This is a genomic window from Marivirga salinae (assembly GCF_030503855.1).
In the GTDB taxonomy this organism is placed as follows: domain Bacteria; phylum Bacteroidota; class Bacteroidia; order Cytophagales; family Cyclobacteriaceae; genus Marivirga; species Marivirga salinarum.
The window spans coordinates 2,891,283-2,915,187 of record NZ_CP129971.1 but is presented as its reverse complement, the minus strand read 5'-3'; the positions used below and the strand labels follow the sequence as shown (position 1 = coordinate 2,915,187).

General features: G+C 33.6%; 21 protein-coding genes. 14 read left to right on the top strand and 7 right to left on the bottom strand.

What is annotated here, in order from left to right; translation table 11 throughout:
* Window positions 1–304: 304 nt before the first annotated feature.
* A complete protein-coding gene (locus QYS49_RS12220; RefSeq protein ID WP_308347603.1) occupies window positions 305–787 on the bottom strand; it encodes a YkgJ family cysteine cluster protein in 483 nt (160 codons plus the stop codon).
* Window positions 788–801: 14 nt separating this feature from the next.
* On the bottom strand, window positions 802–1,617 hold the full coding sequence (locus QYS49_RS12215; protein WP_308347602.1) for a CvfB family protein: 816 nt from the start codon (window positions 1,615–1,617) through the stop codon (window positions 802–804).
* 371 nt (window positions 1,618–1,988) lie between these two features.
* Here QYS49_RS12215 and tyrS point away from each other — a divergent pair, with 371 nt between their 5' ends.
* The 5 genes from tyrS to ispE all read left to right on the top strand — a co-directional run bounded on the left by tyrS (window position 1,989) and on the right by ispE (window position 7,368).
* On the top strand, window positions 1,989–3,290 hold the full coding sequence (tyrS, locus tag QYS49_RS12210; RefSeq protein WP_308347601.1) for a tyrosine--tRNA ligase: 1,302 nt from the start codon (window positions 1,989–1,991) through the stop codon (window positions 3,288–3,290).
* A 94-nt stretch (window positions 3,291–3,384) separates the two neighbouring features.
* A complete protein-coding gene (lhgD, locus tag QYS49_RS12205; RefSeq protein ID WP_308347599.1) occupies window positions 3,385–4,578 on the top strand; it encodes an L-2-hydroxyglutarate dehydrogenase in 1,194 nt (397 codons plus the stop codon).
* 78 nt (window positions 4,579–4,656) lie between these two features.
* Window positions 4,657–5,583: a mechanosensitive ion channel family protein gene (locus QYS49_RS12200; RefSeq protein ID WP_308347597.1), complete on the top strand. Its 927-nt coding sequence runs from the start codon at window positions 4,657–4,659 to the stop codon at window positions 5,581–5,583.
* Between the two features lie 103 nt (window positions 5,584–5,686).
* Window positions 5,687–6,496 carry an enoyl-ACP reductase FabI gene (locus QYS49_RS12195; protein ID WP_308347595.1) on the top strand — a complete coding sequence of 270 codons (810 nt, stop codon included), beginning with the start codon at window positions 5,687–5,689 and terminating at the stop codon, window positions 6,494–6,496.
* A gap of 80 nt (window positions 6,497–6,576) precedes the next feature.
* Window positions 6,577–7,368 carry a 4-(cytidine 5'-diphospho)-2-C-methyl-D-erythritol kinase gene (gene ispE, locus QYS49_RS12190; protein ID WP_308347593.1) on the top strand — a complete coding sequence of 264 codons (792 nt, stop codon included), beginning with the start codon at window positions 6,577–6,579 and terminating at the stop codon, window positions 7,366–7,368.
* Window positions 7,369–7,391: 23 nt separating this feature from the next.
* Here the strand turns inward: ispE and QYS49_RS12185 are convergent, their stop codons facing one another.
* The 5 genes from QYS49_RS12185 to tgt are packed head-to-tail and all read right to left on the bottom strand — an operon-like array spanning window position 7,392 to window position 12,379.
* Window positions 7,392–8,648: an Ig-like domain-containing protein gene (locus QYS49_RS12185; protein WP_308347591.1), complete on the bottom strand. Its 1,257-nt coding sequence runs from the start codon at window positions 8,646–8,648 to the stop codon at window positions 7,392–7,394.
* 1 nt (window position 8,649) lies between these two features.
* Window positions 8,650–9,252, bottom strand: coding sequence for a hypothetical protein (locus tag QYS49_RS12180; RefSeq protein WP_308347589.1), 603 nt, complete (start codon window positions 9,250–9,252; stop codon window positions 8,650–8,652).
* Between the two features lie 8 nt (window positions 9,253–9,260).
* Window positions 9,261–10,172 carry a DMT family transporter gene (locus tag QYS49_RS12175; RefSeq protein ID WP_308347587.1) on the bottom strand — a complete coding sequence of 304 codons (912 nt, stop codon included), beginning with the start codon at window positions 10,170–10,172 and terminating at the stop codon, window positions 9,261–9,263.
* Window positions 10,169–11,242, bottom strand: coding sequence for an LptF/LptG family permease (locus QYS49_RS12170; RefSeq protein ID WP_308347585.1), 1,074 nt, complete (start codon window positions 11,240–11,242; stop codon window positions 10,169–10,171). Before QYS49_RS12170 ends, QYS49_RS12175 begins: the two co-directional genes overlap by 4 nt.
* A gap of 6 nt (window positions 11,243–11,248) precedes the next feature.
* A complete protein-coding gene (tgt, locus tag QYS49_RS12165; protein ID WP_308347584.1) occupies window positions 11,249–12,379 on the bottom strand; it encodes a tRNA guanosine(34) transglycosylase Tgt in 1,131 nt (376 codons plus the stop codon).
* Window positions 12,380–12,463: 84 nt separating this feature from the next.
* On the opposite strand from tgt, the gene QYS49_RS12160 reads away from it, so the two are divergent.
* From QYS49_RS12160 to QYS49_RS12120, 9 genes are all read left to right on the top strand, one after another.
* A complete protein-coding gene (locus QYS49_RS12160) occupies window positions 12,464–13,585 on the top strand; it encodes a glycosyltransferase (RefSeq protein WP_308347583.1) in 1,122 nt (373 codons plus the stop codon).
* Window positions 13,576–14,193 (top strand): RNA polymerase sigma factor, encoded by a 618-nt coding sequence (locus QYS49_RS12155; RefSeq protein ID WP_308347581.1) that lies wholly within the window; start codon window positions 13,576–13,578, stop codon window positions 14,191–14,193. The genes QYS49_RS12160 and QYS49_RS12155 overlap by 10 nt, the downstream gene beginning before the upstream one ends.
* Window position 14,194: 1 nt before the next feature.
* Window positions 14,195–14,818, top strand: a complete 624-nt coding sequence (gene rsmG / locus QYS49_RS12150) for a 16S rRNA (guanine(527)-N(7))-methyltransferase RsmG (protein ID WP_308347579.1) — start codon at window positions 14,195–14,197, stop codon at window positions 14,816–14,818.
* 10 nt (window positions 14,819–14,828) lie between these two features.
* Entirely contained in the window at window positions 14,829–15,572 is a 744-nt protein-coding gene (locus QYS49_RS12145) for a hypothetical protein (RefSeq protein ID WP_308347577.1), read from the top strand.
* Window positions 15,573–15,753: 181 nt separating this feature from the next.
* Window positions 15,754–17,388: a CTP synthase gene (pyrG, locus tag QYS49_RS12140; RefSeq protein WP_308347576.1), complete on the top strand. Its 1,635-nt coding sequence runs from the start codon at window positions 15,754–15,756 to the stop codon at window positions 17,386–17,388.
* 11 nt (window positions 17,389–17,399) lie between these two features.
* Window positions 17,400–19,250 carry a membrane protein insertase YidC gene (gene yidC / locus QYS49_RS12135; protein WP_308347574.1) on the top strand — a complete coding sequence of 617 codons (1,851 nt, stop codon included), beginning with the start codon at window positions 17,400–17,402 and terminating at the stop codon, window positions 19,248–19,250.
* 328 nt (window positions 19,251–19,578) lie between these two features.
* Window positions 19,579–22,752, top strand: coding sequence for a ligand-binding sensor domain-containing protein (locus QYS49_RS12130; protein WP_308347572.1), 3,174 nt, complete (start codon window positions 19,579–19,581; stop codon window positions 22,750–22,752).
* 2 nt (window positions 22,753–22,754) lie between these two features.
* Window positions 22,755–23,345 (top strand): response regulator transcription factor, encoded by a 591-nt coding sequence (locus QYS49_RS12125; protein ID WP_308347570.1) that lies wholly within the window; start codon window positions 22,755–22,757, stop codon window positions 23,343–23,345.
* A gap of 131 nt (window positions 23,346–23,476) precedes the next feature.
* Window positions 23,477–23,905 carry a hypothetical protein gene (locus QYS49_RS12120; protein WP_308347568.1) on the top strand — a complete coding sequence of 143 codons (429 nt, stop codon included), beginning with the start codon at window positions 23,477–23,479 and terminating at the stop codon, window positions 23,903–23,905.

Here is a 23,905-nt window from a genome sequence, read left to right as displayed (position 1 = left end):
TATCCGATTGTCAGTATCAAGTTGCAAGTATTTAGTATCTAGAATTCCCTTCTTACTCTGTCTCAATGCGAAAGTAAACCTTTGTTGTAAAACTTAAATAAAAATGTATAATTATTGGGAATGTCTTGCATTAGACTGGCTTATAAAGAATACAAATACTACTTTTTTTTAACCACAATAGAAACAAAAGAACACAAAAGGTTTTTCGCTAAAGCGAAATTCACCCTTCATCCCACACCCAACTTCCAACTATTTCCCTCAACCATATTTCAACAGTTGATGCTTCCAATCCCCCCTTTGGGGGTTAGGGGGCTTTCATCCTCTCCAAAATCTCATACACCGCAGGACAAACCTCCGCATTCTTGAAAGTCTTCTTCAAAATTTGATGCATTCTTTTGCGATTGGTATGCGGATATTCTCTGCAGGCGGTGGGTCTGTTTTTATAGACTATACATTTATTATCGTAGCCTAAAAATGGACAAGGAGCAGAATTCAGTACATAATCTTGGTCTTCATCAATGTGCAGATAAGTTTCAATAAATTCAGGCACTTTCATTTTCAAAGCTTTGGAAACCCTTTCAATATCAGATTGTTGGAAAATTGGGCTGGTGGTTTTACAGCAATTCGCACAATCCAGACAATCCATTTTCTCGAAAACCTTTGCGTCTAATTCATGAAATTCATCATCAAGCTTTTTCTTTTTGCGCAATTGTTGATAAAGCGCTTTGTTTTGAGCAACATAATCTTTGCTGTTTTCTTTCCAGTTTTGATATAATTCGGTGCTCATTTTTTACAAAAAGATTATACCAAATAAATCCCATCCTCTTTAATCTGGATTTTCTTTACTTTATATAGATGTCCGATTTGTCTTTTGAATTCTTTTTTGCTTAGCCCAAACACATCATAAATTTCATCCGGCTTGGATTTGTCATGATAAGGCATAAAACCATTATGGTCTCTCAGTAACTCTAGAATTTCCTTTTGCTTCTCTTCTTTTTCAATCTTCCACTGCACATCCATTTTACCATCTGCTCTAATGGATTTGATTTTTCCCTTTCCTTCCATTCCAATATCTAGCGGATCGAAAACAGTGTTTTCATACACCAAGCCTTTATATTGCTGGTTGATGACTACTTCATAGCCTAAATCTGTGATTCTGTAAATCAACAAATCTACCTCCTGCCCTTCTTTCAAATCACCAGAACCCGTTTCCAAGAAAGATTCAATATGCATGGAAGCTACAATTCTTTCTGTTTTGGGGTCTAAAGTGACATAAGCCACAATTAAATCCCCTACTTCCAATTCATCTGTTTGCTCTGAAAATGGAATTAAAAGCTCTTTTTCCAATCCCCAATCCACAAAAGCACCCACCTCTGTTATTTGCATTACTTCAAACAGTCTGGCTTGATGCAGTTCAGCCAAAGGTTTTAAAGTGGTGGCTATCGGCCGCTGAGCTGAATCTTTATAGATAAAAACATCAATCTCATCTTCTATTTTGGTATTCTGCGGGACGTATTTATTGGGCAATAATACATCTTCCTTCCCATCGCTGAGATATAGTCCTTGAGGTGATTCTCTGACTACTTTTAAGGTATTCCATTTTCCTAATGCTAACATGGCTGCAAGTTAAGTCCGATTTTGCGAAAAATGAACAGTTGGTAGTGGGAAGTCGGAAGATTGAAGTAAAAAAGTTGGAAGTAGGAAGTTTGAAGTGAAAGCAGGATGAAGGATGTGGGGTGTCGGGTGTCGGGTGAGTTCAAAAAAGTACTAGATATTTGATTACAAACTAATATTGGCGATGAAATCAATTCGTAATTCCAAAATTCGTAATTCGTAATTATTTAAGAAGTAGTAAGTCAGAAGTTAGATGATGGAAGTTTCTAGAATCTTGGTTCTTGAATCTATTTTCTAATTTTCTATTATTTCCTTTTTAAGCCTTTTATATTTGCAGCTATTATTCAATCACAAGACTTTCAATTACTAATAATATGCAAAAGAATTTTATAGAAGAGCTTCAATGGAGAGGGATGATCCATGATATGATGCCAGGAGTTGAAAAACAATTGGCTAAAGAAATGAGCAGTGCTTATGTTGGTATCGACCCAACTGCCGATTCACTTCATATTGGTCATTTAGTGGGTGTTATGATGTTGAAACATTTTCAAGATGCAGGACATAAACCTATTGTATTACTTGGTGGCGCCACTGGAATGATTGGTGATCCTTCTGGAAAATCTCAAGAACGAAATCTTTTGGATGAAGAAACCTTGCGCCATAATGAAGCTTCTTTAAAAGCACAAATTGAAAACTTTTTGGATTTTGATGCCAAAGGTGACAATAGTGCTGAATTAGTGAATAACTATGATTGGATGAAGGATTTTAGCTTTCTTGGCTTTATCCGTGATGTTGGAAAGCATATTACTGTAAATTATATGATGGCTAAAGATTCTGTAAAGAAAAGATTATCATCAGAATCGAGTGAAGGCATGAGTTTCACTGAATTCACTTATCAATTGGTGCAAGGCTATGATTTCCTTCATTTGTTCAGGGAAAAGAATTGTAAGCTTCAAATGGGCGGTTCCGATCAGTGGGGAAACATCACTACTGGAACTGAAATGATCCGGAAAATGGATCAAGGCGAAGCTTTTGCTGTTACTTGTCCATTGATTAAAAAAGCGGATGGTTCAAAGTTTGGAAAAACAGAAACTGGAAACATCTGGCTTGACCCTAAGAAAACATCTCCATATAAATTCTATCAATTCTGGTTGAATGCTTCGGATGAAGATATGAGTAATTTCATCCGAATATTCAGTACAAAAGGAAAAGAAGAAATTGAAGCTTTGGAAAAAGAACATAATGAAGCTCCACATTTAAGGGTTTTACAAAAAGCATTAGCAGAAGAACTAACTGTTAGAGTTCACTCGCAGGAGGCTTTGGATATGGCACTGAAAGCATCTTCTATCCTATTTGGAAAGTCAACTACCGAGGAATTGCAAAGCATAGATGAAGATACACTATTAAGTGTTTTTGAAGGTGTGCCACAGGTAACAATCAGTAAAGCTGATTTAGATAAAACGGAAAATGTAACGGATTTCCTTTCTGAATTGACTCAAGGAGTTGTTTTTCCATCAAAAGGAGAAGCCAGAAAGATGATTAAAGGTGGTGGAGTAAGCATCAATAAAGAGAAGGTTTTAGATGCAAATGCACCTGTTGAATTAAGCTTGTTACAAGGAAAATATATTTTAGCTCAAAAGGGTAAAAAGAATTATTTTTTGGTGACTGTCAGCTAAGTCGGCAGGTTTTCAGGTTTTCGAGTTGGTAGGTCCGAAGGTTTACTAGCTACTCGATACTTAAAACCTAAAACTTATTACTTAAAACTATTAAATGAAAGATATAATCATAATTGGAGGTGGAATTGTGGGTTTAGCTACTGCTTTGAAAATCAAACAAAAAAACACTAAACTTTCAGTGCTTCTTTTGGAGAAGGAAGATAAATTGGCGCAGCATCAGACAGGCAATAACAGTGGCGTGATTCATTCAGGAGTTTATTATAAACCTGGCAGCTTGAAAGCCAAAAACTGCATTGATGGATATAATCAGTTATTAAAATTCTGTGATAAGGAAGATGTTCCTTATGAATTATGCGGCAAAGTAATCGTGGCTACTGATAAGAGCGAGCTCCCTACACTTTCTATGATTGAGGAAAGAGGAGCACAAAATGGCCTCAAAAATTTAAAGCGACTCACCAAAGAGGAAGTAAAAGAACATGAGCCATATATAAATGGAATAGCTGGTATCCATGTCCCACAAACAGGAATTATTGATTATACAGCTGTTTCTCTCAAATATGCTGAAAAAATTCAAGAACTGGGAGGAGAAATTGCTCTAGGGCAGAAAGTGACTGATATTCAAGAAAAAAGTGGAATTACAACCATAATTACCAATAAAGGCAGTTTTGACACCAGATTAGTAGTGAATTGTGCTGGTTTATATTCTGATAAAATCGCCAGATTAACCTCAGAAAAACTCGATTTAAAAATTATCCCTTTTCGTGGTGAATATTTTATGATAAAGCCTGAAAAACAATACCTAATTAAGAATTTGGTTTATCCAGTGCCAGATCCTAATTTCCCATTTTTAGGTGTTCATTTTACTAGAATGATCAATGGAGGTATTGAAGCAGGCCCTAATGCAGTCTTGGCCTTTAAGCGTGAAGGCTACCGGAAATCATTATTCAATTTAGTAGAACTGGGAGAATCTTTAGCGTGGCCAGGTTTTCAAAAAGTGGCAGCTAAATATTGGAAAACTGGTTTTGGGGAAATGTATCGTTCTTTTTCTAAATCAGCCTTCACAACAGCACTTCAGAAATTATTACCAGACATTACCGAAGATGATTTAACTCCTGGAGGGGCTGGCGTAAGAGCCCAAGCATGTGATAGAAATGGAGGCTTAATTGATGATTTTCTAATTTTGGAAGAAAGTAATGCCATTAATGTTTGCAATGCTCCTTCACCTGCGGCAACTTCTTCCTTATCGATTGGAGATCATGTGAGTGATCTGGCTTTGAAGAGATTTTGAACTTTATAAATTACTCATATTTCTAAATATTGATATCCTGATCAATTTGAGAAAACTATCATTTTCCTATATTGCAGTATGATCGAAGAAATCATTTCCTATTTTGAAGAATATTGGCAGCTTAGCCCTGATTTGCAATATAAAATATTTTTCAGTCTACTAAGTATACTCATTTTAGTCATACTTCGGTTTTCCGCTCTTCAAGTAGTTTTCAAAAATATTAAAGATCCTAAACATCGCTATCTGTGGAAAAATGGCGTAAAAAATATTTACTACATTTTATTACTTATCATTTTACTGAATATTTGGATTGATAAAATTGATTCAATTGGTACATTTTTAGGACTAGTAAGTGCCGGTTTAGCTATTGCATTACAGGTTCCTATTGTGAATCTTGCAGCATGGCTTTTTATTATAATTCGTAAGCCTTTTGAAGTTGGAGATCGAATAGAAATTGCAGATGTTGCCGGAGATGTGATAGATATTCGTTTTTTTCAATTTACGATAAATGAAATTGGTAATTGGGTAGGTGCAGATCAAAGTACAGGTAGAATAATTCATATTCCTAATGGTAAAGTTTTTAGAGTAAGTCAGGCTAATTATAATCAAGGTTTTAGCCATATATGGATAGAAATGCCTGTTTTGGTTACATTTGAAAGTAACTGGAGAAAGGCTAAAGAGCTGCTAGACAAAATAATTAATAATCATGCAGAAGAATTGTCTTTTAGCGCAAAAAGAAAGCTTTTGCAAGCCTCTAAACAATTTATGATTTTCTATAGTAACCTCACTCCTATTGTATATACCTCTGTTAAAGACAGTGGAGTTGAATTAACTATTAGATTTCTTTCAGAGCCAAAGAAAAGAAGAGTTATCGAAAATAACGTATGGGAAGAAATATTAGATGAAATCAACAAACATGATGATATAGATTTTGCATACCCTACTCAAAGAATATATTATAATCATACAGAGGGAAAAGAAGGGACAAGACCAAATAAAAGTTAAATGCTTTGTATGATCTAAAGCTTTTGGTTGACTATATTCTAAATCCTTATGCCATAATCATAATAAATTTATATTTTTGCCTAAACACACAACACAGAAAACTATGTCAAATAACTTATTAGCAGGAAAAAAAGGAATTATCACAGGTGCTTTAGATGAAAACTCTATTGCCTGGAAAGTAGCTTTAAAAGCAAAAGAGCAAGGTGCAAAATTTGTTTTGACCAACGCTCCTGTTGCCTTAAGAATGGGCGGAATTCAGGAATTAGCTAAAGAATGTAATACTGAGGTGATTCCAGCTGATGCTACTTCAGTTGATGATATCACTAAATTATATACTGAATCAAAAGAAATTTTAGGCGGAAATTTTGATTTCCTTTTACATTCAATCGGCATGAGCCCAAATGTGAGAAAAGGAAAAGCTTATAATGATTTAAATTACGATTGGTTACAGAAAACTTATGACATTTCTGCCGTTTCATTTCATAAAATGATGCAAACAGCAGATAAAATGGATATCATGAACCAATATGGTTCCATTTTAGGCTTATCTTATATTGCTGCACAAAGAACATATCCTTTTTATAATGATATGGCGGATGCTAAAGCTTTATTAGAATCTATTGCAAGAAGTTATGGTTACCATTTTGGAAAACGTAAAAATGTTAGAGTTAATACCATTTCTCAATCCCCTACTCCTACTACTGCTGGTTCTGGAATTAGTGGATTTGATTCATTCTATAATTTTGCAGAAAAAATGTCTCCATTAGGAAATGCAACAGCTGAAGAGTGTGCAGATTATATCATTATGATGTTCTCTGATTTCACTAAAAAGGTAACTATGCAGAATTTATTCCATGATGGTGGATATTCTTTCACTGGTATTTCAGAGGAATTGATAGAGGAAATGAAATAAAATCCTTGCAGGATATACTTTAACTTACGAACCTTCCAGACTTTTACAAGCTGGAAGGTTTTTTATTCAACAACATCCCAATGCTAAAATTTCCCAATGCTAAGATCAATTTAGGACTTAATATAACTGCCAATCGTACAGATGGTTATCATGATATTGAATCCTGCTTCTATCCTATTCCTCTGAAGGATGTATTGGAAATTATACCTTCTGAAAAATTAAGCTTTGAAACCTCTGGTTTAACAATTCCAGGCAGTTCAAAGGACAACCTAGTGCTGAAAGCATATGAATTGTTAAAAGCTGAGTTTGATTTGCCGCCTATACAAATCGTTCTTCATAAAAACATACCCATGGGTGCTGGAATGGGCGGTGGTTCTGCAGATGGAGCATTTATGCTGACTTTGCTTAATGAATATTTTAAACTAGAAATTTCAATTGAAAAACTGGAAGCTTACGCTCTAAATTTGGGAAGTGATTGTCCATTTTTCATTGAAAACAAACCCAAACTAGTTAACGGAAGAGGAGAACTATTTGAAAAGACTAAGCTAGACTTATCTGGATACTTTTTAGCTTTAGTTTATCCTAATATTCATATCAGTACTGCCGAAGCTTACAGTGGAGTGAATCCTCAGAAACCTGAAATCACTGTGAAGGAAGTTATTGAAAACCATACTGTTGAGAATTGGAAAGGTTTATTAAAAAATGATTTTGAAGATGCTGTTTTTGGGAAGTACCCACAACTAAATAAAATCAAAAACAAATTTTATGATGATGGTGCAGTCTTTGCAAGTATGACAGGAAGTGGCTCTACAATTTTTGGAATTTTTAAAGAGTTTCCTGAAAATCGTTATGATACGATTTTAAAGCTATAATACTTCTGAATTAAGCAATCAGCCTAAATCTTGTCAATAAAATTCCATCTTAAATTTTCAGCCTTTCCTTTTCGATTGAATCTCCTAACCTTTCTTTGAACATAATTTAACTCACGGTATTCATCTTCTAATCTTCGTAATTCTATGCGTTGCTCAATTAAAGCTTGTCGGTAGGATTGTACTCTATTAACCAATTCACTATTTCTCAACTCATCATTGCTTTCATTATCAATAGAATAAGTTTTAAGATAACTCTTATTCCTAACTATAGATTTTTCGACATCTTCTAATCGATTTTTAAGATTAATTACCTTGTTTTCTTGATTAAATGCCAAAGCATTCACACTACTGGTGATAGCTAAAAGCGCCCCAGCATAAGGAATAGCTTCATTTGCAATTGTGTGATCTTCAAAAAAAGCTCCAGTTGCACTAAAGCTACCTAAGAAAAAGGTAGTGAAAAGCAATCCTTTTTTAAGTCTTTGGTTTCTTTGTACACGTGAATCAAGCTCTCTAATTTGTTTCCTCAACCCTACCAACAGTCCATCTGTGGAATTCTGATAATCAACTAATTGCCCATACAATTTTTGAGTATTTACTCCTTCATTTACCGTTACGGTAAAAAACTTACTATCTGTAGCTCCTTCAGGATCTGTTACTGTAAATAACACATCAAATTGAACGGGGATTCCATCTGCTTTCACTATATCAAAACCCAATGTATCACTCATCAAGAATAGCCTATCGCCTTCTTGTTGAACATATAGCCAGTCAGGCTCATTTTCTAATGAATACTTTAGTTCTTCTATTGGATGATTGTTATCCTGTATAAAAACCCTTCTTTTTATATCATATCCTTCCCTTACACTTAAATTACTGAGCTTTGTAATAAGCGGAGGATCATTTTGCTCACTTTTGAGAATAGTAATTTCTTTTTCTACAAAATGCTTAGAATCCTCAGCTTCTTCTGCCTTCAAATTAATTTTGAGGGGGAAAATTGAGCTGATATTACTCATTTCCATTGAGCTCAATTCCCACGTAAAAATTCCATTTTCATTGATAGTAGGGGCACCTACAGTTACCGGTATATCCACAGAATAAACCACAGGATCATTATTAGGATCATATACTGAAAAATCAATATCTAATTCCTGATCTGCTGTAATAATATAAGTATCGTTAACATTATTTCTTAATCTGGGTGGTAGCTCTTGCCCGATAATTTGAAAGCGATACTTTCGCCTGTTAACCGCATCAGAATTATCAATGGCAATTAAATCCAAATCAAAATACTTTTTCAGCCGCTTGCTTCTGACTGGGAGTCCAATTGAGTAACAGTCGGTTACCTACTACATGAGTATCAGCCTGATCAATTGTGGCTAGATCTGTATCATTATTCCAAATATAAGTGAGTACTACATCATCTGCATTTCGACTATTCCGAGTGGAAGCTATAAATTCAAGATTATACTCTTCTCCTTGTAATAGTTTTATGAATGCACGACTATCAAGAGAATCTGGCTCCATATCAATAGAAGGGACAGAAGTTCTCGAATCAATTTTGATAAGTGTTTTAGAACTGGCAATTATTTGTTTCGCAGTATCTTTTAAATAAAAGTAAGCAGAATGAAGCCCGATATCCTCACCGCTTGTCTGCCAGTAAAATTCACCTTCTTGATCATCAAATTTAGCATCTAAAATATCGCTTTTCCATGTAAGTTTAAGCTGCGGATTATCCTCTTTATTATATTTAACTAAGAATACCACTCCTTCTCCAACCTTAGATTCAACTAATTCTGGTGATTCTAATGTAACATCCTTCTGCGCGTGAATGTTAATTGATAAAAAAGTGAAAAAAATAAATAAAATGCTTATCCTCAATGTCATAAGATGATTTATCTGATTAAATCGCTTTGCAGTGCTCTACGTTTCATAATCCTATTCACCATAGGGTAGCAAAGCACAGAAAGTAAAATGATAGCGGTTCCTATGTAAAAGCCAAGGCTCATTTTCTCTTCCTCACCAAAAATAAGAAAAGCTAGAATAATTCCATAGATTGGCTCAAGGTTAACTGTAAGATTTACTACAAAAGCGCTTAATACTTTTTGTACTTTTACAGACATTGAAAAAGCTAGGACTGTACAAATACCTGCTAAAATAATCAAGTAAAGCCAGTCCCATTCAACTGGAATAAAATTTAGGACTTCAGTATCAAAATAGAATAGATATAGAGGAATTAATAGAACAGAACCAATAAATGCTCCCATCATTTCATAAAAAGTAATGACATAATGGTTGTGGCGATGAGTCAATTTACCATTCAGTACGGTAAATACACTGGCTAACATAGCAGCTAAAATCGCCATAATTAGACCTTCTATATACTGAAATTCAACACTAAATATAATGTACAACCCAATAACCACCATTATACCCAATGCCAATTCATATATTTTCACTTTTCTACTGCTCATCATGGGTTCTATCAAACTCGTCCAAAAAGAACAAGTGGCTATCCCCACCAAACATACAGAGGCTGTGGAAACTCTAGCGGCAGCAAAAAAAAGAATCCAATGCAAACCGATAATTAGACCTACTCCAATAATTTTCAGGAATTCTTTCACGCCTATTTTAAAGCTAAGCTTCCAGAAGTAAAGTAAAAATAAAAGTATGACGGTAGCGAAAAGTGTACGGTAAAAAACTACAGCTACTGCAGAAATATTAATTAAGAGACCTAAAATAGCTGTCAGTCCCCAAATCAAAACTATAAAATGCAGCTGCACATAATTTTTTACCTCATTTGTCATCTAGGTACAAATTTATAAAGAATCAAACCTACAATACTAAAAGTAATGTTTGGAAGCCAAACAGCTAGCAGTGGATTCATAGTAGAATTTTCTGCTATGGCTTTGCTTAAAATAAAGAATATAATAAAGACAAAGGCTATCACAAACCCTAAAGCAATTTGAAAACCTGTTCCTCCCCTTTTCTTTTTGGATGAAACTATCACACCGATAAAAGTTAAAATGATGGCCGCAAATGGAGCCATAAATCGTATATAACGTTCAATTAGATACACTTTAACATTGTCAGCACCTCTTTCTTTCAATAAATTGATATAATCATTTAATTCAGTTAGGGTAAGTGTTTCTTGCAAACCGTAAGTGTTTCCAAAATCTTTGGGTGTGATATTGAGTACGGTATCCATCTCCTTTCCCTCCGAAAATTCCTCTTCCAATCCATCAAATTTCCTTAAAGTCCAGTCTTTCACAGTCCAGCTGCTTTTGGCTGAATCCCATTCAATTCTTCTGGCACTTAATTTTTCAATAAGCTTTCTATCTTCAATTAATTCCAAAGTAAAGCGATATCCGACATCCCGTTGGTTATTGTAGCTTTCCATATAAGCATAGGTCTCCGGGGCAATTTTTAAATGAATATCTCTATCGGTAAAATAAAATGGTTTTTTAATATAGGCAGATTCAAAAGCTATTCTGGTTTTATTAGCATCGGGGATAACATAGGCATTTAAATAAAAACTTGATATTGCGACCAAGCCAGCACCCATCATATAAGGTACTAACAATCTTCTAAAACTCATACCACTTGCCAACATAGCAACAATTTCAGTATGCCCTGCTAATTTAGAAGTTACAAATACAGCTGCTATAAAAATTGTAATCGGTGTAATCAAATTTCCTATCCAGGGAATAAATGCACCATAATAAGGTAAAATCTGAAGAAAGGTCAGATTATGCTCCATAAAATCATCATTCTTTTCGGTATAGTCAATTACTGTAACTATCGCTAGAATAATAATCACCACAAAAACAAAGGTGGATAAGAACTTTTTGAGTATATATTTATCTAATAGCTTCATATATTTTTACAACCTAGTCATTAACTTTTTGACCATTTTCCCCTTCCACTCATAAAATGTGCCAGATATAATTTGTTCTCTAGCTTGCTCCACCAACCAAAGGTAAAAAGTTAAATTATGAATACTGGCGATTTGAGCCGCGAGAATTTCTTTTGAATGTGTTAAATGTCTTAAATAAGCTTTTGAATAAAAAGTGTCCACATAAGTTCCTAAAGTTGGATCAATAGCGGAAAAATCATCTTCCCATTTTTTATTTCTTATATTGATGATCCCTTCTGTGGTAAATAACATACCATTTCTTGCATTTCGAGTTGGCATTACGCAGTCAAACATATCTACTCCTAAAGCAATACATTCCAAAATATTGGCTGGCGTCCCCACTCCCATCAGATAACGAGGCTTATCTTGAGGTAGAATATCACAAACTAACTCGGTCATTTCATACATGTCTTCAGCTGGTTCTCCAACAGATAAACCACCAATTGCATTTCCAGCCCTGCCTTTTGAAGCTATTTCCTCTGCTGATCTTTTCCTTAAATCTTTATAAGTACTGCCCTGCACTATGGGAAATAAGGATTGCTCAAAGCCATAATGACCTTCAGTGTTGTCAAATTGCTTAATGCATCTATCCAACCATCTGTGAGTCATATCCATAGATTTCCTCGCATATTCGTAATCACATGGATAAGGAGTACATTCATCAAAAGCCATGATAATATCTGCTCCTATATTTCGCTGAATATCCATCACGCCCTCAGGACTGAAAATATGAGAAGAGCCATCAATATGAGATTTAAAGGTCACACCTTCTTCTTTAATTTTTCTTGTTCCTGATAAGCTATAAACCTGATAACCACCGCTATCCGTCAAAATTGGCTTATCCCAACCATTGAATTTATGAAGCCCGCCTGCTTTTTGCAATATATCTAAGCCAGGGCGCAGATATAAATGATAGGTATTCCCTAAAATAATTTGAGCCTGAATATCTTCCTTTAATTCACGCTGATGTACAGCTTTTACTGAACCAGCAGTACCAACAGGCATGAAAATAGGAGTTTTGATATTGCCATGTGCTGTGGTTAATTCACCCGCACGAGCATTTGAGTTTTTATCTTTATTTGAAATCGTAAATTGCATAAGAATGCAAAAATATAGCTTCTTAAGAATTTATAGTTTTTATTTTCCAATATCTTTGTCAAAAAGCTGAATCAATTTTAAAATATGGATCAAATCCACCTCATTAGTCTTATATTTATTATAGCATTTTTGATCCAAGTGTATTTCCATTTCAAGTATTTTTTCACATTTGTTTTTAACCCAAATCAATCTTCAACAGAAAATCATAAAAAAGAAGCTGTATCTGTAATTATATGTGCACATAACGAGCTTGAAAACCTAAAGCAGAACCTAGCTCTATTCTTAAATCAGGAATTTGATGATTATGAAGTGATTTTAGTAAACGATCGGTCCGATGACGGAAGCAAAGATTGGTTAATTTCGCAATCTGAATCCCACCCCCATTTAAAGTATATTCACATTGAAAAAACTCCTAAAAATTTTAATTCCAAAAAATATGCGCTTACCAAAGGTATAGAATTTGCAAAAAACGACATTATTTTATTAAGCGATGCAGATTGCCAGCCTGCATCCAAGTATTGGGTTGACAGAATGTCACAATCTTTCACAAAGTCAGCTTCCATCGTTTTAGGAGCTTCTTTATACAAAAAGAGAAAAGGACTGCTAAATCAATTTATTCGATTTGAAACATTACAAACCGCTTTGCTCTATTTATCATTTGCTTTCAAAAATGAAGCCTACATGGGTATCGGTAGAAATATGGCATACAGAAAATCATTTTTCTTAGCCAATGGAGGATTTAAAGAATTAAGCTCAATATTAGGCGGAGATGATGATTTATGGGTTAACAGACATACAAATAAAGAGAACACTTCAATTTGTACTGATTCTAAAAGTTTGACTTTTTCGATACCAGAATATAAGTGGAGTTCGTTTTTCAAACAAAAAAAGAGGCATTTATCAGTAGGGAAATATTATAAATTCAAAGATAAATTGAAATTAGGAATTTTCCATTTTTCACAAACTTTACTCTGGATTTTATTTATATTAGGCTTAGTGTTGGGAAGTCCAACTGATTGTTTAATTTTAAGCTTCCTTATTTTAATGTATATAGTAGGACAATATGTCGTATTTTACAAGCTTAGCATTAATTTTGGGATTAAATATGCGCATTACAATTTACCCGTTTTAGAAATCCTATTTATATTATACTATTGGATTTGGGGAATTTATGCTTCACTTACAAAGCATCTTAAATGGAAATAAATAAAAATAGAAATTTTTCAGAGAAGGCATTAAAGGATTTTAGACTCATTGACCAAGCAGTGATAGCCAAAGACCAAATGGCTTATGCTGAGTTGATGAAAAGATATAAAAAACCTGTTTATCACATGGTGTTGAAAATGGTGAGAAATGTGGATGATGCGGAGGATTTAACCATTGAGGCATTTTCTAAAGCCTTTAAAAGTCTTCATCGATTTAAAAAAGATTACACTTTCAGTACTTGGCTTTTTAGAATTGCAACCAATAATGCAATTGATTTTATTCGAAAGAAGAAATTAAGAACCATCAGTATTCACTCATCTTATACAGATGATAATGGGGATGCTGTAGAATTGGATGTGGAAGACAAAGGGAATTTAACCCCACAAGATAAAGCTATTAAAACACAAAGAATTGAATTGATGCGCATGTTTGTGGATAAATTACCTGCAAAATATCAGCGATTAGTGAAATTAAGATACTTCCAGGAATTGTCTTATGAAGAAATAGCTACTGAATTAGAGGCTCCTTTAGGTACTATTAAAGCGCAACTTCACCGTTCAAGAGAATTAATGCGTGAATTGATCACTGGAAAAGAAACTCAATTCTAATATGGACAGTAGTGCTATAGTAGAAAAGTATTTCCCTCATCTGAATGCACAGCAAAAAGCACAATTTCAAGAATTAGGCAATTTATATGCTGAGTGGAATGAAAAAATAAATGTGGTATCCCGTAAAGACATCGAGCATATTTATGAAAAACATATTCTTCATGCATTAGCTATAGCGAAATTTCAAGACCTTTCTGGTAAGAAAATATTGGATGTAGGAACTGGTGGCGGTTTTCCAGGGATTCCGTTAGCAATTATGTTTCCTGATGCACACTTTACTTTAGTAGACTCCATTGGAAAGAAAATTAAAGTGGTAAAAGCAGTTGCAGAAAGTTTAGGTTTGGAAAACGTGGAAGCCTTCCATCAAAGAGCTGAAAAAACGAAAGGTAAATTTGACTTTGTAATAAGCCGAGCCGTTACTCGAATGAAAGGATTCATACATTGGGTGATTGAAAAAGTACATTCTGATAAACCAGAAGAAAATAGCGGAATCATCGCCTTAAAAGGAGGTGATTTAAACGAAGAAATGGCGGAAATTAAAAGAATGTATCAAGAAGTTTCAATCTCTGATTACTTTTCAGAACCTTTTTTCGAGACTAAGAAAATTGTTTTTGTACCCTTCTAATAGTTGATCAATGAAAATTTTAAAGTGGATATTTATAGTATTAATCGTTTTAGGATTAGTAGGTTATATTACATATCTAGTGTTAGATGAAGAATTGCCTCAAGGTGAAAAAGGAGCGAAAGCTGAGCAATTAGCTGACAAAATGTTAGCAGCTGTAAATGATTCAGCTTGGCAGGAAATTGCCATAGTGGAATGGGATTACGCAGGTAAACATCATCTTGTTTGGGACAAAGACAGGCATTGGGCTAAAGTTTCTTGGGAAAACTATGATGTATTCATCAAGTTGGATTCCAAAGAAGGAGTAGCTTTTGCTAAAGGCAAGAAAGTTGAAAGAGAGGAAGTACTTAAGCAATTATTAAAAGATGCTTATGCTATTTGGGTAAATGATTCTTTTTGGCTCAATCCCATTACCAAAGTAAGAGACGCTGGAACAGAAAGAAGATATGTGCCTCAAAAAGATGAGAACTTAGAAGGACTTTTGATAACTTATAAAAGTGGCGGTGTTACTCCTGGTGATTCCTATTTATGGTTAATCAATTCGGAAACAGCTATGCCTGAATTTGTAAAAATGTGGGTGCAGGTTATTCCTATAGGTGGAATCAAATTTAGCTGGGAAAATTGGCACACAACAGCAGGTGGAGCTAAAATATCGCAAGCACATGAGAGTTTTTTCAATGTAAATATTGATCAGCTTGACACCTGGATTTCTGCTAAAGAATATCCAAATATTAATGAATTTACTGTTTTAGAATAATACGGTTGAAAGACTACTTTATCATAATCTAAATTTATTTTATCATTAATCCCCTAATTGTGAAAGTATTCCATAAAACGAGCAGAAAAATTAACATTAAAATCTCAAATAGATGAAGATTTTAAAATGCTTATACTACCTTTGTATCCCATAAGTATAGCAGGCATTTCAAAAATAACTTATGGCATCTCAAAAAAACACTAAATTCATATTTGTTACTGGTGGTGTAACCTCATCTTTAGGTAAGGGTATTATCGCAGCTTCACTAGCCAAACTACTACAAGCGCGTGGTTTCTCAGTTACTATCCAAAAATTAGACCCTTATATTAATATTGATCCTGGAACTCTTAATCCTTATGAGCATGGTGAGTGTTTTGTAACAGAAGATGGTGCTGAAACTGATCTGGATTTAGGTCATTATGAACGGTTTTTGAACATCAACACCTCTCAGGAAAATAATGTCACTACAGGAAGGATTTACAACAATGTGATTACAAAAGAGCGTGAAGGTGCCTATTTAGGGAAAACAGTGCAGGTAATTCCTCATATCACTGATGAAATCAAAAGAAATATTTATGCTGTAGCTGAAAAAAACGATTACGATATCGTAATTACAGAAATTGGAGGTTGTGTAGGTGATATTGAATCTTTACCTTTTATTGAAGCCGTAAGACAAGTAAAGTGGGATGTTGGAACCAATAACTTCCTAGTTATTAATTTGACCCTTATCCCCTATTTGAAAGCTGCTGGAGAATTAAAAACTAAGCCTACACAGCATGCCGTAAAGCAATTACTTGAATCAGGTATTCAACCTGATATTCTAGTTTGCAGAACAGAGCATAAATTACCTCAAGAAATCAGAAAGAAATTAGCCCTTTTCTGCAACGTAAACATCAATTCTGTAATCGAAGCCATGGATGCTGATTCAATTTATGATGTGCCATTGCTAATGAGAAAAGAAAAGCTTGATGAAAGAGTTTTAGCTAAATTGAAGCTATCACATAAAGTTGAGCCTGAGTTGACCCAATGGAAGAATTTCTTAGGGAAATTAAAAAATCCAATTTCAGATATCAATATTGCTTTAGTTGGTAAATACATTGAATTACCTGATGCTTACAAGTCTATTACTGAGGCATTTATTCATGCTGGTGCAGAAAATGAGACTAAGGTTAACGTAAAATGGATCCATTCTGAAGAGGTAAATGCTGAAAATGTAGAATCATTACTTGCCAATGTTCATGGTGTATTAGTGGCACCTGGTTTTGGAGAAAGAGGTATTGAAGGGAAAATTGAAACTATAAAATATTGCCGTGAAGAAAAACTTCCTTTCTTTGGCATTTGCTTAGGAATGCAATGTGCCGTAGTTGAATTTGCAAGAAATGTATTAGGATTAAAGGATGCTTCTTCAACAGAAATGGAGGTTAAAACTAAAAATCCTATCATTGATTTAATGGAAGAACAAAAAAGCATTACCCAAAAAGGAGGTACAATGCGATTGGGTTCTTATGCTTGTGAGCTAAAAAAGAATACTAAATCATACCAAGCTTACGGAAAAACTAAAATTAATGAGCGTCATAGGCACAGATACGAATTTAATAATAGATATTTGCAGGATATTGAAGCTGCGGGCATGAAAGCTACTGGAGTTAATCCAAAAACAGGATTAGTCGAAATCGTAGAGATTCCAGAGCATCCTTGGTTTGTGGGCACACAATTTCATCCTGAGCTAAAAAGTACTGTTTTAAATCCACATCCTTTGTTTGTGCGATTTGTAAAAGCGAGTTTAGAACATAAAATTTTATCAGAATCGAATTAATTACAATTTAGATGGACAAAAATCAAGCAACAGGACTCATCCTGATTTCTATTTTAATGATTGCCTATTTTTGGTTTTTTGCGGATGCACCGCAACAGCCAGAAAATATTGAACCCAATAAAATAGAACAAAACGACCAACAAGTAGAATCAAATTCATCAAGCACAAGTGAGTCAACTGCTGTAATCCAAAATGACTCTAGTTTAAACCAGGCAATGGTTCAAAAATATGGTGCTTTTGCAAGTTTGGCTAAAGGAGAATCTCAAATATCTACTTTCGATACTGAAACTTTGGCTATTGCATTTGATTCCAAAGGTGGTAGAATTAATCGAGTTGAATTAAAAGATTTTAAAACTTACGATGGCCAGCCTCTCATTATTTCCAATCAAGAAGATGAAGAAAAAGAGTTGCTATTTAATACAGCTACAGGTGAAGTAAATTTATATGATCTTCACTTTGAAATGAAGGGTTCTCCAAAAAGAAACCTTTCAAATGGGGATAGCATTCAAATTAAATTTGTAGCACAGTTAGCACAGGGCAAAAGTATAGAGCAAATTTACACCTTATCCGGCAATCAATATCAGGTAGGTTATTCATTGGCTTTCAATGGTTTCTCAAATGAAATTTTGGGAGATCAATTAACATTGCGCTGGAACAAGAAAATGCGCAAGTTCGAAAAAGATCTTGCTCAAAGTAGAACTAAAGTCACCATGAACTACTATTCCGAAGAAGAAGGAATGGATGGTTTAAGCGAACGTTCTGATGATGACAGCGAAGAAATAGCTGAACCCGTAAAATGGTTCTCCTTTAAGCAGAATTTCTTTATGGAAGCCTTGATTACGGATATTCCAATGAAGAGAGCTGAGTTTGCTACTGACATTGAAGGATTATCTGACGATTATGTAAAAAGAGGAAAAGCCAAAGTTGAAATCCCTTTAGCTGAAGTTACCAATAAAGCAGGTGAATTCAAATACTACTTTGGACCAAACAATTATAAAACGCTACAAAAAGTAGCCCCAGACTTTGAAGAAAATGTTTATCTAGGTTGGTTCCCTATCAGTTTAGTGAATAAATATGTGATCATCAATGTATTCTATGTATTGGAAAAATACATCAGTAATTATGGATTGATTATCATCATTTTAGTGTTTTTAATCAAATTAGCACTCTCTCCTCTTTCTTATAAATCTTATGTCTCAATGGCCAAAACGAAAGTTTTAAAGCCACAATTGGACGAGATTAAGGAAAAGCATGGAGGCGATATGCAAAAAGCTCAGGCAGATCAAATGGATCTCTATCGAAAAGTAGGCGTAAATCCACTTTCGGGTTGTATTCCATTATTGCTTCAGATGCCGATTCTATTTGCTATGTTCTATTTCTTTCCAAGTTCTATTGAGCTGAGACAAGAATCTTTCTTATGGGCAAGTGATTTATCAACTTACGATAGTGTATTAAGTTTACCATTTGAAATTCCTTTCTATGGTGATCACGTGAGTTTGTTTACAATCTTAATGACCTTATCAACCTTATTGATAACATGGTCACAAGGTCAGGTTAGTTCAGTACAAGGGCCAATGAAGAATATACAGTATTTTATGCCTGTCATTTTCATGTTCGTATTGAATAGTTTTCCAGCAGCTTTAAGTTTTTACTATTTGATTGCCAACTTAATAACCTTCGGTCAGCAGACTTTAATTAGAAGAATGATTGATGAAGATAAAATCATTGCAATTCTGGAAGAAAATAAGAAGAAGAACGTTAATAAAAAGACTTCTAAATTCCAGCAGCGATTGCAAGAAGCAATGAAAGCAAGCGAAGAAGCTAAAAAAGAAAAGGATAAAAATAAAAAGAAGAAAAAATAAATATTCTTCTTAAACAGATATAAATCACAAGGTGAGTCAGCAATGGCTCACCTTTTTTTATTCCTGTCCTCCAAAGCATTTTTCCATATATAGTATGTTTTGATTTTCTTTAATTGCAAAAAATCTGTGTTTGTGAATTTGGAAGAAATCTTTGTGATTAAATCATTTCAGCCTTAGCTGTTTACTTCTTCGTGACCTTAGTATAGATCTTAGTGGGTTAACCTTTTCCAGCCTTAGGCTAACTATTGTTTTTTGTAGTTAAAATATCCGTGAAAAAATACAGCTTTATAGGTATTGTTTTCTAATTTAATTATTCAAATAATTGTATATGAAAAAATACTTTTCACTAGGCTACTTTTTACTTTTCTATCTACACTTTTTATGGGGACAGCAAAACCCGATGGAATTTCGTCACTTAGATAAAAATGATGGATTAGATCAACCCTTTCCTTATAGTATAATCCAAGATCAATCCGGCTTCATTTGGATAGGTGGAGAAAATGGTTTGTGGAGATATAGTGGAAGTGAATTCAAGCATTTCCACCATAGTGTAACAGATTCTAATTCATTAGCCTATGATTTTGTATGGAAAGTATTTGAAGACAGTAAAGGAAATATTTGGGCTGGAACTTATGGTGGTGGCCTTTCAAAATACAATCCTGAATATAATCAATTCACTAATTATATTCATAAAAAAGGCGATAGCACTTCCATAAGTAATAATCAAGTAAGAGGTATTGAAGAAGACCACGAGGGGAACATTTGGGTAGGCACCAATAAGGGCTTGAATAAACTCAATCCTGAAACTGAAAAATTTACAAGATATAACATTAAGGATGGGCTAGCAGATAATACTATCAGAACTATCCAACAATCAAAGGATAATAAAAAGCTATTTATTGCAACAGCAGTAGGATTAAACATATTAAATCTTGAGACCAATAATTTTCATTTTATAGGAGAATCAACAATTCAAAATGAAGGGCTTCGCTACGCTTACATTTATGATTTAATGGAAACAGATGACCATAAGCTGTGGGTAGCCACGGGAGGTGGATTAGAAATTGTGGATACTGAAACTTATGAAGTCACTCATATTCCAAATGAATCAACAAATGGAGCTGGATTAAGTCATAGTGTATGCTTTTCTATTTATCAAAATCCACAAAACCCAGATAAAATATGGTTTGGCACTATGAATGGAATTAATTTCTATGACCAAAATGAAAAGACTTTTCATCAAGTAAAGGCAAGACAAAAAAACAAGGATAATATTGGTGGAAGTAGCATATACAATGTCTTTGAAGATCGAAATGGAGGGGTTTGGGCAGCAGTTAATAATGCTGGAGTATTTTATTCACATCCTGCTTTTAACAAATTTGATTATGAAAGTTTCCTCCCAACAGATACTGACAAATACCTTAATCGATATACCAGCTATATTGACCATGATGCAAATACGATATTAATCACCACTTATTCCGGACTGATAGAATGGAATCCAGTAGAAAATACCCACAAGATTTATCAGTTTGATGAAGGTGATCCGAATAGTGTGAATCGAATGACTCAAATTCAGAAATGGAAAGAAAATGAATATTTAATATCAGTATGGGGTAATTTTATATATCACTGGAACCATCAGAGTAAAAAGTTAACTGCTCTCAAGAATAATTCAGAAGATACAGATTTAAAATTCAATCTTAGAATTTTTGTAGATCATAAAAAGAGAATTTGGTTAGGGAATAGCCTAAAAGGATTGTTTCAGTATGATTTAGAAAATGAAAACTTAATTCCATTTCCTGTCAGTGATTTGACTGATATTGAAAATAGCGGAGATGAATATATAAAATATATAACAGAGGATAATAAAAATAGACTTTGGATTGGTACAGCTGATGGAATTCATTTTTATAATGAGCAAGATAATAGTTTTAAGAAATTTGAAGCTTCAAAGAAAGATGAATATTTAAGCAATGGCAATATCAATCATATTACTGCGAGTAAGAATGGTGGCATTTGGATTAGCACTGAAGTAGGTTTGAACTATTTAAATATTGAAGATAGCAGTTTTACGAGATATTTTAAAAAAGATGGATTACCTTCTAATGTTATCAGTAGTTCACTTGAAGACGGTAATGGTGATTTATGGATAGCAACTGCATCGGGTCTATCAAAAATGGAAAACAACGGAAGCTTCATAAATTATGACCAATCAGATGGTTTAAGAGAAGAATATTTCATTTTCGGATCTGCTTTTAAGGGCAATAATGGTACACTTTATTTTGGAACTTCCCGTGAGTTCATTCATTTTCAACCAGATGAGTTATCGTTTAATAAAAAACCACCAACAGTATATTTTGATCAATTGGAAATCAATAATGAAGTAATTAATGTCCGTAGTTCAAATAATAAATTAAAAAAGGCACTTTCCTACACTAAGAATATAACCCTAAACCCCGAAGACTATTTAATAAATATTAGTTATGATGGACTCAATTTAATTAATGGCAATAAAAATCAATATTCAATTTTGCTTGATGGGTTGGATGAAAAGTGGAGACCAGCCAGCACTAAAAAATCCATCACTTTAAGCAAATTGACACCTGGCAATTATACTTTACGCTTAAAAGCATTAAATGATGAAAACATCTGGAGCAAGGAAGAGGCAACTTTAGCTATTAAAGTATTGCCCTATTGGTATAATTCAGATTGGTTTAGAATCCTGCTTAGTCTCTCAATTCTTTTGATTGTTGGGTTAACATTAAGATGGCGATTCAATCAAATCAAAAATATTAATAAGAAACTTGAAACGCTAGTAAATAATAGAACAGAAGAAGTTATGGCTCAAAAAGAAGAAATTGAAAGCCAAAATGAGAAATTGTTCACAAGAAACGAAAGAATTGAGCTATTATTAAGAGAACTTAATCACAGAATAAAAAATAATTTGCAGCTAATTTCCAGTATATTAAATCTGCATAGCCGTAGTACCGATAACTTAGATGCAAAAATGGCGCTAACGGAAGGTAAGTTAAGAATGCAGGCGCTGTCTCTATTACATCAAAAGCTGTATATGACTGAAAAATATACAGAAGTCAATTGCAAAGAATACATAAGAGAATTAATAGATTATTTATCTATTGCTTTTAAAAGCAACTATTCTGATGTGAATTTCAATTTAGATATTGATAATTTCAAATTAAACCTAGATCAAGCAGTACCATTGGGTTTAATCTTAAATGAATTGGTTACTAATTCATTAAAGCACAGTGGTAAAGATGAATTAATAATTGATTTAATAGCGAAGAAGGAAAAAGAGCATATTTACATTACGCTAAAAGATAATGGAAAAGGCATTAGTCAAAAACAATTTGAGAATAGTAACTCTTTTGGAATTAGCATGATAAAATCATTGGTAGATCAAATAAATGGGAAATTAACTGTAGGACTTAAAAAAGGACCTCATTTTATACTTGAGTTCATAAGTAAAGAAACTGAATAAAAATGGAAGGATATAAAAACATATTGATAATTGAAGACGAGTTGTTAATTGCTCAAGACCTCTCCTATTTAGTAGAAGATTTAGGTTTTAAATGCATTGGCATTGCTAAAAATTATGAGAGAGCTATGTTTTTATTTAATACTAACGATGTACATCTTATTCTTTGCGATATAAATATAGAGGGAGATAAGGATGGAATTGAAACTGTATTTGCGCTAAACAAAATTAAAAAAATACCGGTAATTTACCTTTCTGCTTATTCAGACCAAGAACTTATAAAAAGAATTACTGATTCTTCTACATTCGGTTATTTAGTAAAGCCTTATAATGAAAGAAGCTTAGAGGTTGCCATTAATATGGCAATCAATAAATTTTACCAAAATGAGTTTAAAGCTGTTAATAAAGATTTTCTATCTAATTTCACTTCAAGGGAAATTGAAATCATCAAACTTTTAGCTGCTGGAAAATCAAGTTTAGAAATTGCAGATATTCTTTTTATAAGTCCGCAAACTGTTTCAAAACACAGAAGTAATATTTTAAAAAAATCAGGCTGTAAAAGTTCTACTGAATTAATACATCATTATTATCAATAATTTTTTACCATATAAAACGCTGATTTTCAAAGCTTTTATCGATTAAAAAGTAAAGAATTACTTGAATAGTACCATTACTAAAAATATTTCTTTAACTTATTGGTTGAAATGTGTTAATAAATCATGTAAATATGAGGTTATACACTCACCCCAAATTAAGGATCACTGTTGAGGAAATAAATAATATTCCTTATATAAAAGAAGTATGGAGAGGAATTTTGAATCCAGTAGTTTTCAGGGATTTAATTAATACTTCATTGGAGATTTATGAAACGGAAATCAAAAAGCATAAAATTACAGGTCAAGATAAATTTCTGCTTTACGCAGACGTAACAGAATTAGAAATGATCCGGCAAGAGGAAATAACCTGGCTTGATTCTGAAATCAATCCTCAATACGAAAAACTCGGTTTTACTCATCAGGCTGTACTTTCTCCAATTACACAAATAGCTTCTAATAAAGTGGCTGAGTACAATAACGATGATGAAAACGCAACTTTTTTAACCAAGGTTTTTAAAGATCATAAAAAAGCTATAAAATGGTTTTTGGATGATGTTTAG